This is a genomic window from Virgibacillus sp. NKC19-3, from assembly GCF_019837165.1.
Lineage (GTDB): Bacteria > Bacillota > Bacilli > Bacillales > Amphibacillaceae > Virgibacillus_L > Virgibacillus_L saliphilus.
The window spans coordinates 2,394,253-2,408,590 of sequence record NZ_JAGYHC010000001.1 but is presented as its reverse complement, the minus strand read 5'-3'; the positions used below and the strand labels follow the sequence as shown (position 1 = coordinate 2,408,590).

Below are 14,338 nucleotides of genomic sequence, written 5' to 3'. Positions count from 1 at the left end.
ATAGGTGTTGGACGTCGGGGCTGGGCAAGGCTTATTTGGATGATGAATTCTCCACAACGCTAAAATTTTATAACTTCTTAGAATAAATAAATCCCCTCGCTTATTTCTATTTGCGGGGGTTTTAACTATTTGTGAAGGACGGCCTGTGAAATTTATGTTATAAATAAAGAAAGAAGATTGATTCGAAAGGAGGAGATTATAAGATGGTCGCAGGTAAGAATGTTCTTTTAGGGGTGTCTGGTGGAATTGCCGTATATAAAGCCATCGCATTAACAAGTAAATTAACCCAGCAAGGGGCAAATGTACGTGTGATGATGACACCGAATTCTACTGAATTTGTTTCCCCACTTTCATTTCAAGCTATATCCCGAAATTCCGTTTATGTAGATACATTTGATGAAAAAGACCCTACTCAAATTGCGCATATTGATGTTGCAGACTGGGCAGATATTGTAATAATTGCCCCAGCAACTGCAAATATTATCGGGAAAATAGCAAACGGAATTGCTGATGATATGCTTTCAACGACATTATTGGCCACCCTTGCTGATGTGTATATTGCACCGGCAATGAACGTACATATGTATGCTCACCCTGCAGTAATCAGTAATATGAAACAATTAGAGGAGTGGGGATATCATTTTATTGAACCGGGAGATGGTTATTTAGCATGTGGGTATGTAGGAAAAGGGCGATTGGAAGAACCTGCAGAGATAATAAATGTTATCAACAATCACCAATCTATTGATCCGTTTTTAAAAGGTAAAAAGGTTTTGGTCTCAGCAGGTCCTACACGTGAACAAATAGATCCAGTCCGCTTTTTTACGAATAGGTCTTCAGGGAAAATGGGATTCGCTTTGGCGGAAGCGGCTGCTAAACGTGGAGCGGAAGTAACACTTGTGGCCGGACCAACAGAGATGGAAGTTGCAACGACTGCGATACGACGCGAGGATGTTACAACTGCAGAAGAAATGTTTGAGGCAATGCATCAACATTTCCCCGCTAGTGACATCGTTATTAAAGCGGCAGCGGTCGCGGACTACCGTCCAAAACGTGTGCATCATGAAAAAATGAAAAAGCAGGAGGATGATATGTTTATCGAAATGCAGCGAACCAAAGATATCCTTCAATCACTTGGAGACATAAAGACCAATCAATATTTAGTAGGTTTTGCAGCTGAGACATCAACACCTTTGAAATACGGCGTGCAAAAATTAACGAAAAAGAATCTGGACGGGATTGTCATTAACAATGTTTCTACAGAAGGAGCCGGCTTTGGTGGGGATACAAATATTGTAACGTATGTGAACAAGCACCAAAGGCAGGAAGAAATAGAACTATCTACAAAACAAGAAATTGCGGAAAAAATTTTAACCTTTATCGATCGAGATATGAAGGATGAAGCACAGTGAATATCGCTAAAGTTATTGTTGATGTACCAGCTAGTTCCATTAATCAGACATTCGACTATCTTATCCCGGAGAAATTTCAGGCTATACTTACAAATGGAATGCGTGTCATTGTTCCATTCGGCCCAAGAAAAGTGATGGGATTTGTTGTGGGAAAAGTTTCCGAGTCGTCTTTTGATAAGTTAAAAGAAATCACAGACGTACTCGATTTAACACCTGCATTAACACCGGAATTATTGAATTTAGGGCATTGGATTGCAAATCAAACACTAAGCCTTTATATCACGTCTCTACAAGTGATGCTGCCACAGGTATTAAAAGCTCAATATAAAAAAGAAATCATGCGATTGACGAACGCTACATTACCAAATAATTTGGAGCATCTTTTTGCAGGGCGCGATATCGTTGCTTACGAGGAATTGGAAGCATCAACAATCAATTATACTCAGATTCAAAAAGCCGTACAGGATGGGGACATTTCCATTGAATATCTTGTCAAATCAAAAGTAACAAAGAAACAAGTGACCATGGTTCAGCCTGCTCGTCCGTCCTATTTATTAGAAGAAGCTATACAGGATTTGTCCAACAATGCCAAAAAGCAACAGCAACTATTGGCTTATTTTATAGATAATCCGGAACCAATTGAAAAAAGCCTTCTGCTTAAAAAGATGAATACTACAAGCAGTACTGTAAAGGCGTTGTTGGATAAATCACTTCTAGAGTCTTATCAATCTGAAATATATCGTAATCCATACGATGATGCGAACATTTCAAGAACGCAAGCCTTGGAGTTAACGGAAGAACAGCGGCAAGCTATTAAACCCATTCAGGAAGATATAGCAGAAAAGCAGCATGATGTGTTTCTCCTGCACGGGGTCACAGGAAGTGGAAAGACGGAAATCTACTTACAAGCCATCCAGGATGTTATTCATAATGGGAAAGAGGCCATTGTTCTAGTACCGGAAATTTCCCTAACTCCACAGATGGTTAATCGCTTTAAAGGTAGATTTGGTTCTAATGTCGCTGTCATGCATAGTGCACTTTCAGCCGGGGAAAAATACGATGAATGGCGTCGGATACAGCGAAAAGAAGTGCAAGTAGTTGTCGGGGCAAGGTCGGCCGTTTTTGCGCCATTTGAAAATATCGGTATTATTATTATTGATGAGGAGCATGAAACGAGTTACAAGCAAGAAGATCAACCACGTTATCACGCACGAGATGTTGCGATTCATCGCGGCAAAACCCATCAATGTCCTGTCATATTAGGAAGTGCAACCCCTACATTGGAGTCATTTGCCCGTGCACAAAAGGGAGTTTATAAGTTAGCAACGTTACAGAAACGGACAAACGAAAAGGACATGCCTGAAGTGGAAATTGTGGATATGAGGTCAGAACTTCATGCGGGCAATCGAACCATGTTTTCCCGACGTCTAAAAGAAAGTATCGAGCAACGCATCCAAAAAGGGGAACAAATTGTTTTATTATTAAATAGAAGGGGGTATTCGACATTTGTCATGTGCCGTGAATGTGGCCATGTTAAAGAATGTCCCCATTGTGATATTGCACTGACTTATCATAAAAATACCAACAGGCTTAAATGTCATTATTGTTCCTATGAGGAGCCAATGCCTATGAACTGTCCAGAGTGCAGTAGTGACTTAATTCGTTATTTTGGCACAGGAACACAGAAAGTGGAAGAAATGTTAACCCAAGTCATTCCACAGGCACGCGTTATTCGAATGGATGTGGATACAACACGCAGAAAAGGCTCTCATGAAAAACTCTTGCGCCAATTTATAAATAAAGAAGCAGATATATTACTAGGAACACAAATGATAGCAAAAGGATTGGATTTTGAAAATGTTTCCCTAGTCGGGGTGTTAACAGCTGACTCCATGTTGCATTTGCCAGATTTTCGTTCTTCCGAAAAAACATTTCAATTATTAACACAGGTGAGTGGACGTGCGGGTAGGCATGAATTAACTGGAGAAGTCATCGTTCAGACATATACACCGGATCATTATAGTATTGAACTGGCAAGTGTCTATGACTTTAAGGAATTTTATAAAAAAGAAATGGCTGTGAGAAAAGCGTTTCAATATCCACCATATGTTTTTTTAGCGCTACTCACTGTTTCGCATCAAAATAAAGTGAAAACAGCTCAGACAACACAAAAGATCGTCCAAATGCTTTTAAAGAATGTTAAAGATGATACCGTGGTATTAGGCCCAACGCCGTCAGCGGTACCACGTATAAAGGATAGATATCGATATCAATGCATGGTAAAATATAGAAATGAACCGCAACTACGGCACTATATCAATGAGATTCTTAGCCAGTTTGCTGAAGAAATGCGTAAAGAGGATTTGCTTATTACGGTAGACATGCAACCATATCATTTAATGTAAGGGAAAGAGGGATTTTGTCTTGAGGAGAATTGTTTTTATGGGTACACCGGATTTCTCGGTTCCTATTTTACGAGCTTTGGTGAAATCGGAATATGACGTAGTTCTCGTTGTTTCTCAACCGGATCGACCAAAAGGGAGGAAAAGGGTAATCACCCCTTCCCCAGTAAAAACAGAAGCGGAAAAACATCATATTCCTGTATTTCAACCAGAAAAGCTAAAAGATAATTATGAAGAAATTCTAACGTATGAACCTGATGTTATTATTACAGCAGCTTATGGGCAGATACTACCGAATGCATTGCTTGAGACACCGGAACATGGGTGCATCAATGTTCATGCTTCTTTGCTCCCTGAATTACGCGGCGGAGCACCGATTCATTATGCCATTCTTCAAGGGAAAGAGGAGACAGGTATCAGCCTTATGTATATGGCAGAAAAGCTGGATGCTGGGGATATTTTAGCCCAACAAGCGGTGCCGATTGATAGAGAGGATCACGCCGGAAGCCTCCATGCGAAACTCTCAGAGGTAGGTGCGAATTTACTAATGGAAAGCTTACCTAACATTTTCAACGGCAACATAAAGCCAATCAAGCAGGATGAATCAAAAGCAACCTTTGCCATGAATATTAAACGCGAACAGGAAAAAGTCGATTGGACAAAGAGCAATGTGGAAATTTATAATCATATAAGAGGCTTGCACCCCTGGCCAGTTGCCTTCACAACATATTTTGGTAAAATCATGAAGCTTTGGTGGGGGGAAATAGACAATGAAAAATACGTAGAATTGCCAGGTGAAATTGTTCGAAAAGATCACGATGCCTTTACTGTGGTTTGCGGGAATCAAAAAGGAATACGAATCAAAGAAATCCAACCCGCCGGTAAAAAGCGAATGACGGTTGCCGAATATCTGCAGGGTTCTGTTGAACGAATCAAAATAGGTACGCTAATGGGAGATTAATATGAGTAATTTTCATTTAAGAAATGCAATCCTGGATTTATTACTACGTGTGGAAAAGGATCATGGGTTCAGCCATTTACTTATCGACCATGAATTAAAGTCAGGAAACGTAAGTCCACAGGATGAAAGACTATTAACAGAGATTTTTTATGGTACCATTCAACGAAAAATCACATTAGATTATTATTTAGAAAGCGTTGTTGATTCAACGAAAAAGCTTGAATCTTGGGTGAGGGAATTATTGCGAATGTCCGTTTATCAAATGACTTTTCTGAATAAAGTCCCGGACCATGCCATTATTCATGAAGCGGTAGGCATTGCAAAACAACGAGGTCATAAAGGCGTTGCTTCTTTTGTAAATGGGGTACTTCGGAATATGCAACGAAAAGGTGTGCCTGATACTACTTCGATCACAAATTATGCGAAGAGGCTTGCAATAGAAACAAGTCATCCGGAGTGGATGGTCGAACGCTGGATCTCTTTTTATGGTTATCAAACAACCAAGGAAATGTGTGAAGCTAATTTATCTCGAAAGCATCATTCTGTTCGTATCCAGCCCTTAAGAATAACGCTTGATAAAGCAATGAAACGATTGGAGGAACATGGATTTCAAGTAAGACCCTCCCCTTTTTCCAGTCAAGGCATTATTATAGATGAGGGAAATATTCTAAAGACAGATTTATTTAGAGAAGGCTATGTTACCGTGCAGGATCAGAGCTCTATGCTTGTAGCCGAAATGCTTCATGTTTCACCAGGTATGCATGTATTAGACGCGTGCAGTGCTCCTGGTGGAAAAGCAACCCATATTGCTGAAATAATGCAAAATCAGGGAATGATTCACGCTTACGACCTTCATCAAAAGAAAGTGAAACAAATTGATAAAAAAGCCTCCGAACGAAAGCTGTCCATTATTAATGCAAAAAAAGGGGATGCAAGGAACTTACAGGAAGAACATGAACCGGAGAGTTTTGATCGGATTTTAATAGACGCTCCTTGCTCTGGACTGGGTGTTATCAGAGGAAAACCGGAGATAAAGTATGACAAACAAGAAGCGGACATCCACAGATTGGCAACTATTCAGTTAGATATATTGGAGAGCGTTTCCCCTTTATTGAGAAAAGAAGGATTATTCGTTTACAGCACCTGTACAGTGGATAGAGAAGAGAATCAGCATGTAGTAAGAAATTTTTTAAAGCGAAATACAGATTATAAAATTGATACACATTTCTTTGAAGAATTACCAGCTAATGTACAAGGTTCACAAGGGATTACGGAATATGGATTACAATTATTTCCCCAAACATGCCAAACAGATGGGTTCTTTATTACCAGATTAAAAAAAGTTAAATGATTATGTTCTTTTATGAGCTGATTTGTGTAATACTTTATATATACTATAATCTGTTTTTCTTCAAAGGGGTGATAGAATGAAGGGACAATTTCTGACTGATCGTGGTAAGGTTAGAAATTATAACGAAGATGCTGGAGGCGTTTTTTATAATTCATTCCGACAGTTATTGGCAATCATCGCCGATGGAATGGGTGGCCATCAAGCGGGAGATGTTGCAAGTCAAATGGCAATCTCTTTAATCGAAGAGAAATGGAAGAAAAGTAACGAATTATATTCAGCAGAAGAAGCAGAACAATGGATCTCTCAAGCTATAATAGAGATAAATGAATCCATTTACGCACATGCACTTGCAAATTCGGAATACGAAGGAATGGGAACAACGGTTGTGGTGACCATTTGTACAGAAGAATTTATTACCATTTCGCATATTGGTGACAGCCGTTGTTATTTGTATAGTGAAAGTGGTTTTAACCAAATGACAGAGGATCATTCATTGGTTAATGAACTTGTTCGTTCCGGGCAAATCTCCAAAGATGATGCGGAACAGCATCCAAGAAAAAATGTGCTTCTGCGAGCACTTGGAACAGAAGAAAATGCGATCGCCGAGACGCAATCTGTTTGGTGGAAGCATGGGGACAGAGTTCTACTGTGTTCTGACGGCTTAACAAACAAGGTTTCAGATGAAGAACTTGCTTCATTTTTAACTACTGATAGTGATATAAATGAGATAGGGAAACAAATGGTTGAATTGGCGAACGAACGGGGAGGAGAAGATAATATTTCACTCCTGATCGTTTGGCATGATTCCACTCTAAAAGAAGGTGAAAATCCATGCTGAACGGCCGCCTGTTAAATGATCGATACCAAATAAAAGAAACAATTGGCGGAGGCGGCATGGCAAATGTCTATTTAGCACGAGATACGATTTTGGATCGCGATGTCGCCATAAAAGTGCTTCGATTGGAATATGCCCATGACGAAGAATTTATCGCACGATTTGACCGAGAAGCGCAATCAGCTACAAGTCTTTCACATCCAAATATTGTAAATATTTATGATGTAGGAGAAGAAGACCAAATTTTGTACATGGTCATGGAATATGTGGACGGGATGACCCTTAAAGAATACATACAAATGCATGGTCCTATAGAAGTTCAGAAAGCCTTGGATATTATGAAACAACTAACTTCTGCAATTGCGCATGCACATGCAAATGATATTGTGCATAGGGACATAAAGCCACAGAATATTTTAATTGATGCTAATGGACAAGCTAAAGTGACTGATTTTGGTATTGCTATTGCATTAAGCGCAACTTCCTTAACGCAAACGAATTCCATTTTAGGGTCTGTTCATTATTTATCGCCGGAGCAAGCAAGAGGTGGTACTGCAACAAAAAAGTCCGATATTTATTCCCTTGGGATTGTACTTTTCGAGCTCTTAACAGGTAGACTTCCTTTTTCTGGCCAAACTCCAGTTTCTATTGCCTTAAAACATTTACAGAGTGATACACCATCTGTGAGAAGATTTAATCCAGATGTTCCACAAAGTGTTGAGAATATTGTTCTAAAAGCTACAGCTAAGGATCCCTTTCACCGTTATGAGACGGTTTATGATGTTGAGGATGCCATAGAAACTGCTTTAGATCCCGGTAAAATCAATGAAGAAGTTTATTCACCACCTATTGAGGCTGGAGAAGAAACGAAGGCAATTCCAATTATCACAGACAATCAGACAGAGCAAAATGCAGATCAGGATACGATGGTTCATCAAACAACCGGAAGCACTAAAAACTATTCACCAGATGAAAAAAATAAGAAGAAGTCAAAAAAAGATAAAAAAAAGAAAAAGCCGAAGAAGAAGCGTCGGAAAAAGTGGATCATCATAGCTGTCGTTTTATTCATTTTACTTGTGTCCGGATTGGTTGCATTTTTTCTTTTACAACCGAATGATGTTACTGTACCAGATGTAGCTGAAATGGAAGCTGGTGAAGCAGAAGATGAATTGGAAAATCTTAAATTAACGACAGAACAAGAATTAAGTTATTCTGATGAAATAGAAGAGGGACTTGTATTAAAAACAGATCCACAAACCGGAAGAACTGTTAAGGAAGGATCGTCGATAACGATATTTGTTAGTCAAGGGAAAGAAACAGAGGCTTTTGATGATTATGTCGGAAGAGATTACAATCAAGTTGAGCGAATACTTGAAGAAGATTATGAAGAAATAATTAGTTATGACACACATTCCGATCGCCCGGTTGGAGAAATTCTCACTCAAATTCAACCAAAACCGGATAGTGACGTTGTACCAAGTGAAACGAGTGTTATATTTGAAGTAAGTATTGGTCCAGAATTAGTCAGTTTAAATAATCTTTCCGGAATGACGGAAGAGGAAGCGAGTGATTATTTAGATAATCAAAATTTAACCATGAATCTGGTGGAAGAGAATTCGGACAGCACACCTGAGGGAGAAGTGATTCGCCAAGAACCTGAAGCTAATACAGAATTAGAAGAAGGTTCTACGGTAAATGTATATATATCATCTGGGCCTGAAGAACAATCCCCAGCTTCTCATTCTATAACCTACACGGTACCATACAATCTGGAGGATGAAGATAGTGAAGAATCGGAGGCAGATGAAGAATCCGAAGGGGATGAGGAAGATCCGGAAGAACAAACCGTTCAAATCTATATTGATGATATGAACAATGATATAGATGAAGTGTATCAAGAAGAGGAAATTACCGAAGATACAGAGTATACATTTACTTTAACCATCGCCCCAAATGATGACGCTGCGTATAGAATTATGCGTGACGATGAAGTACTTACAGAAGAGACCGTTTCGTATGACGATGAAGAAAGTGAAGAAGATGAAGATGAAGAAGGTGCATAAATGGCAGAGGGTAGAATAATAAAGGCGTTAAGTGGATTCTATTATGTTCAAGCAGAGGAGCATATATATCAATGCAGGGGAAGGGGCCTTTTTCGGAATAAAAAGATAACACCTCTGGTAGGTGATTTTGTTACTTTTGATATAAGTAACCCTAATGAAGGATATATTATGGCAATTAAGCAAAGAGAAAATGAACTAGTGCGTCCACCAATAGCGAATATTGATCAAGCTATTATTGTCAGTTCTGCCGTTGACCCTGCTTTTAGTACCGTTTTGTTAGACCAGTTTCTTGTATTGATTGAAGCGAAGAATATTAAGCCAGTTATTTTTATTACTAAAATGGATCTTACTTCAGATGAAGAGAGATCGAACATGATAAGCTATCAAAAAGACTATCAGGAAATCGGCTATGATGTTGAACTACTTTCAACAAAGGAGCCAAGTCATTTACCAAATTTTGCCCATTACTTTTCAAATAATATAACTGTTTTTGCCGGGCAGTCAGGTGTTGGGAAATCATCTATTTTAAATGCCTTAAAGCCATCTCTACTGCTAAAAACAGCCGAGATCTCCAAAAGTCTGGGAAGAGGGAAGCATACAACCAGACATGTGGAACTTCAGCAGATCCAACACGGCTTAGTAGCAGATACGCCAGGGTTTAGTTCTTTGGATTTAAGTGAAATAGATGTAGAAGAACTAGCAGACTGTTTCCCGGAAATGAGAGAAATCAAAGCAGATTGTAAATTCCGAGGTTGTATGCATCATAAAGAACCAAAGTGTGCGGTAAAACAAGCTGTAGAGCGAAAAGAAATAGCAGCATACAGATATGAACACTATTTGCGTTTTTTAAAAAATAATCAATCACGAAAGCCGAGGTATTGACAATGACCAAGATAGCACCATCGATATTATCAGCAGATTTTGCAAATTTAGGTGAAGAAATAAAAGACGTCGAGCGCAGCGGAGCAGATTATATTCATGTGGACGTGATGGATGGCCACTTTGTTCCAAATATTACAATAGGTCCTTTGGTTGTAAGTGCTATACAGCCAATTGTTTCATTGCCTTTGGACGTTCATTTAATGATTGAAAATCCGGATGATTATATAGCAATGTTTGCGAGTTCTGGTGCTTCAATCATTACTGTCCATCAGGAAGCATGCCTCCATCTGCATCGAACAGTTCAGCAGATTAGAGAGAATGGAGTCAAAGCAGGTGTTGTTATTAATCCGGCAACACCTGTTGAAACGCTACGTCCTATATTACCAGACGTGGATATCATTTTAATTATGACTGTAAATCCAGGGTTTGGCGGACAGACTTTCATTGATAATACAATTCAAAAAATAAAACAAGTTGCCAAATGGCGGGAGGAAATGAATGTATCTTTTGAAATTGAAGTAGATGGCGGAATAAATAGTCAAACTGCTAAAAAATGTGTAGATGCCGGAGCGGATGTATTGGTTGCAGGGAGCGCTGTATTTAACCATGCCGATAGACAGGAAGCAATAAAAAATATTATAGATGCCGCAGATGGGAAGTAGAATTTATGGTATCTGTAGCAATTGTAGGGAATGGTCCGATAGAGCTTCATCCTGATTTCCAACAGTTTATGAGCAAAGTTGATATTTGGATAGGTGCGGATCGAGGCGCTTGGACATTAACGAAAAATCAGATTCCGATCGAATACGCAATAGGAGATTTTGATTCTATTAACGAAGAAGAAAAAGATGCCATTCAAAAAAACACCAAAGTCTTTGTAGAATATCCCCCTGAAAAGGATGAAACGGATATAGAGCTAGCGCTTCTACAATCGTATGAATTATGCCCGAATCAAATATATTTATTTGGTGTCACTGGTGGAAGAATCGATCAGGAACTAGTAAATATACAACTTCTATATTCCATTGTAACGAAAGGTATTCAGGGAGTTATGATAGATAAATCAAATTATTTAGAATTAACCTTACCGGGCGAGCATGTTGTCAGGCATGATGATAATTACCCCATTATTTCTTTTATCCCGTTTTCGCAACATGTACGGGGGCTGCATTTATCCGGATTCAGGTATTCATTAGTTGGCCAAACAATTTCCTGGGGCTCGACACTATGTATTTCAAACAGGCTTCTTTTAAATAATGGTACTTTTTCGTACAAAGAAGGCATATTATTACTAGTAAAGAGTTGTGACATGAATCCAGTGTAGTTTTTAGAGGAGGGCGAACTCATGAAATTTTATACGATTAAACTCCCAAGATTTATTGGCGGATTTGTCAGGGTTTGTATTGGTGCTTTTAAAAAAGATAAATAATGGAGACTAGCTTTTGTCAGGCAAATTTGGCAGAAGCTTATTTTTTGAAACGAATTGCCCGTTTTCCATAAAACATTGTCCTTGGAGGTATCAAAAAAGCACCCGGTATACACTATATGTATACACTGGTGCTTTTTAGGTTTTACGTGTGCTTCCTGTACTTAATGTTAGTATATTATACGCGCTCGACTTTACCCGATTTAAGTGCGCGTGCAGAAACATAAACACGTTTAGGTTTGCCGTTTACCATAATACGTACTTTTTGCACATTAGCTTTCCAATTACGCTTGTTGGAATTCATAGCGTGAGAACGTTGGTTTCCACTGCGAGTTTTACGTCCAGTAACAACACATTTTCTAGCCATGGTATCCCTCCTAATCTAACATATGTCATTTTTATACTTACTTAATTTATCACAAGTCATGACATAATGCAATCTTTCGTTGGGGGATTGTTTGTCTTGGAATGGTTTTTGCTGGCAACGTTGCTTTATAAGATGATCTATATTTTGACATGATAAAGATAAACAGCTTGACACAATAAAACAAATCGTCCATTGTGATAAGGTAAAAATTATGTAAATTGGTATCTGCTTTTAAATTTGTTTTTAATGTAGTAAAATATGCGTATATGAGCGGTTGGCTAAGGAGGCTTAATATGTCCATTGAACTTAATACAAATGATGGTCACGTAACAATTACAAATGAGGTTATTGCCACAATTGCAGGTGGTGCAGCAGTCGAATGCTATGGCATTGTGGGTATGGCGTCTAAAAGTCAAATTAGAGATGGAATTGCTGAAATTCTTAGAAGAGAAAACTTTTCAAAAGGTGTTGTTGTACGCCAGAAAGAAAGCCACTTGCATATTGATATGTATATTATCGTAAGCTATGGAACGAAGATATCTGAAGTGGCTCACAATGTTCAATCCCAAGTTAAATACACATTGAATCATTCATTGGGGTTGGCCATTGACTCAGTAAATATATATATTCAAGGAGTCCGTGTAGCGATGGATTAAAACCTTGCTTAGTTGTTTTTTAGAGGAGGAAGTAGTTGTGACGGTACAAAAATTGGATGGTGTTACTTTTGCGCACATGGTACAGCTCGGAGCTTATCATTTAGCAGATAATGCCAAAAAAATTGATGCGTTAAATGTATTTCCAGTACCAGATGGTGATACTGGAACAAATATGAATTTATCGATGACTTCCGGAGCGAGTGAAGTTAAGACGATGGATAGTAATAATATCTCTGAAGTAGCAAATGCCTTTGCTAAAGGGTTATTAATGGGAGCAAGAGGAAATTCTGGTGTTATTCTCTCGCAAATTTTCCGTGGTTTTTCAAAAGGCATGGGTAAAAAACAAGCCCTTACAGCGAAAGATTTAGCAAATGCTTTTGATAGTGGTGTTCAAACTGCATATAAAGCTGTGATGAAACCGGTGGAAGGGACTATTTTAACGGTTGCAAAAGATGCTGCACAAGAAGCTGTTAAACAAGCGAAAACGAAAAACGATGTAATCGCTTTAATGGAAAATGTGATAACGGAGGCCAAAGCATCTTTAAAACGTACACCTGATTTATTACCTGTATTAAAGGAAGTCGGTGTTGTTGATTCAGGTGGACAAGGTCTGGTTACTATTTATGAAGGGTTTCTTGCTGCGTTAAAAGGGGAAAAGCTCCCTGAGAATGACGCTGATATAGATATGGATGATATGATAAATGCAGAACACCACAAAATCACACAGGATTTCATGGATACAGCTGATATTGAATTTGGTTATTGCACGGAATTTATGGTTAAATTTGAAGATGAGAAAATAGCTAAACATCCTTTTAACGAAGAAGATTTTCGTAATGAATTAAGTGAGCATGGAGATTCCTTATTAGTTGTCTCCGATGATGATATCGTAAAAGTTCATGTACATGCGGAGTATCCAGGAACAGTTATGACAATTGGACAGCGATATGGAAGCTTGACAAACATGAAGATTGAAAACATGCGTGAGCAGCATACGGCGTTAGTAGAAGAAAAAGGCAATAAAGAAACACCAAAAGAAAAAGCGGAATATGCAATTGTGACTGTTGCAATCGGAAATGGTTTGCAAACATTATTGGAAAGCCTTGGTGCTACTGTTGTTATTGAAGGTGGGCAAACAATGAATCCTAGCACACAGGATATTACCGATGCTATTAAACAAGCAAATGCCAAAAACATATTAATTTTACCTAATAACAAAAATATTATTATGGCAGCAGATCAAGCCGCAGAATTAGCAGAAGAAAATGTAGAAGTTGTACCAACAAATACAATCCCACAAGGGATAAGTGCGATATTAGCATTTCACCCTCAATCTGATATTACGACGAATCAAAAAACAATGAATGAAGCAAGAAAATTTGTTAAAACCGGACAAGTTACATATGCAGTGCGTGATACGCAGATTGACGGCATGATGATTGAAAATGGTAACTTCATGGGAATAGCAGATGGTAAAATTAAAGCATCACATCAAAACAAAACGGAAGTCGTAAAATTATTAATTAATGAAATGATTTCAGAAGATGATGAGATTCTCACCATTTTGCAGGGGAAGATACAGAAGATAAGGAAGTTGAGGCTCTTGTTTCTTATATGGATGATGCGTATGAAGATATAGAAGTTGAAGTTCATAAAGGCAATCAACCAGTATATTCCTATATCCTCTCCGTGGAATAAAAAGTAAAAAGAGGTTGGAACAAACGAGTTTTTTACAAATAAAGTCCGAATATACATCGCTTCTAAAAATATACGTCGCGCACCTTAGGGTGGCTGGTGAGCCCCCTTGTGCTCGTCGTGTTGCAAATAATATTGCGAAGTAGTACTCCTCGCAAAATCATTGCTACACGCGTCTTTAGGTGCCTCACCTATGCCTTTTCTCGCGCTGGGTTTTTTGTATATTTCCTACGCTAACTTGTGCAATGTTCGTTTTTTAGTTACACGCGTTTATTTTGTCCAATCTTC

General features: G+C 38.6%; 12 protein-coding genes and 1 pseudogene. 12 read left to right on the top strand and 1 reads right to left on the bottom strand.

The annotated features are described in order from the left end of the window. Nucleotides 1-203: 203 nt before the first annotated feature. The 10 genes from coaBC (at nt 204) to spoVM (ending at nt 11,335) form a co-directional block, all read left to right on the top strand. Entirely contained in the window at nt 204-1,412 is a 1,209-nt protein-coding gene (coaBC, locus tag KFZ56_RS11665) for a bifunctional phosphopantothenoylcysteine decarboxylase/phosphopantothenate--cysteine ligase CoaBC (RefSeq protein WP_222642095.1), read from the top strand. Continuing rightward, on the top strand, nt 1,409-3,817 hold the full coding sequence (gene priA, locus KFZ56_RS11660) for a primosomal protein N' (RefSeq protein WP_222642094.1): 2,409 nt from the start codon (nt 1,409-1,411) through the stop codon (nt 3,815-3,817). The genes coaBC and priA overlap by 4 nt, the downstream gene beginning before the upstream one ends. Nucleotides 3,818-3,836: 19 nt before the next feature. Then, nucleotides 3,837-4,775 (top strand): methionyl-tRNA formyltransferase, encoded by a 939-nt coding sequence (gene fmt / locus KFZ56_RS11655; RefSeq protein ID WP_222642093.1) that lies wholly within the window; start codon nt 3,837-3,839, stop codon nt 4,773-4,775. Nucleotide 4,776: 1 nt separating this feature from the next. Next, complete coding sequence (gene rsmB / locus KFZ56_RS11650) at nt 4,777-6,126, top strand: 16S rRNA (cytosine(967)-C(5))-methyltransferase RsmB (RefSeq protein ID WP_222642092.1); 1,350 nt, start codon at nt 4,777-4,779, stop codon at nt 6,124-6,126. Nucleotides 6,127-6,202: 76 nt separating this feature from the next. Next, the gene (locus KFZ56_RS11645) at nt 6,203-6,964 is read left to right on the top strand and encodes a Stp1/IreP family PP2C-type Ser/Thr phosphatase (protein WP_222642091.1); all 762 of its coding nucleotides are present in this window, start codon (nt 6,203-6,205) and stop codon (nt 6,962-6,964) included. Next, a complete protein-coding gene (pknB, locus tag KFZ56_RS11640; RefSeq protein WP_222642090.1) occupies nt 6,958-9,024 on the top strand; it encodes a Stk1 family PASTA domain-containing Ser/Thr kinase in 2,067 nt (688 codons plus the stop codon). Before KFZ56_RS11645 ends, pknB begins: the two co-directional genes overlap by 7 nt. After that, nucleotides 9,025-9,906 (top strand): ribosome small subunit-dependent GTPase A, encoded by an 882-nt coding sequence (gene rsgA / locus KFZ56_RS11635; protein ID WP_222642089.1) that lies wholly within the window; start codon nt 9,025-9,027, stop codon nt 9,904-9,906. A 2-nt stretch (nt 9,907-9,908) separates the two neighbouring features. Next, nucleotides 9,909-10,568, top strand: a complete 660-nt coding sequence (gene rpe / locus KFZ56_RS11630) for a ribulose-phosphate 3-epimerase (RefSeq protein WP_222642088.1) — start codon at nt 9,909-9,911, stop codon at nt 10,566-10,568. 5 nt (nt 10,569-10,573) lie between these two features. Further along, entirely contained in the window at nt 10,574-11,230 is a 657-nt protein-coding gene (locus KFZ56_RS11625) for a thiamine diphosphokinase (RefSeq protein ID WP_222642087.1), read from the top strand. 21 nt (nt 11,231-11,251) lie between these two features. Further along, nucleotides 11,252-11,335: a stage V sporulation protein SpoVM gene (gene spoVM, locus KFZ56_RS11620; RefSeq protein ID WP_209461542.1), complete on the top strand. Its 84-nt coding sequence runs from the start codon at nt 11,252-11,254 to the stop codon at nt 11,333-11,335. A gap of 175 nt (nt 11,336-11,510) precedes the next feature. On the opposite strand, the gene rpmB is transcribed toward spoVM, so the two are convergent. Next, nucleotides 11,511-11,699 (bottom strand): 50S ribosomal protein L28, encoded by a 189-nt coding sequence (gene rpmB / locus KFZ56_RS11615; RefSeq protein WP_222642086.1) that lies wholly within the window; start codon nt 11,697-11,699, stop codon nt 11,511-11,513. 293 nt (nt 11,700-11,992) lie between these two features. Between rpmB and KFZ56_RS11610 the strand changes: the two genes are divergently transcribed. Next, the gene (locus tag KFZ56_RS11610) at nt 11,993-12,355 is read left to right on the top strand and encodes an Asp23/Gls24 family envelope stress response protein (RefSeq protein WP_222642085.1); all 363 of its coding nucleotides are present in this window, start codon (nt 11,993-11,995) and stop codon (nt 12,353-12,355) included. Nucleotides 12,356-12,392: 37 nt separating this feature from the next. Further along, nucleotides 12,393-14,053, top strand: a pseudogene (gene fakA / locus KFZ56_RS11605) (fatty acid kinase ATP-binding subunit FakA). The last annotated feature ends 285 nt before the right edge of the window (nt 14,054-14,338 follow it).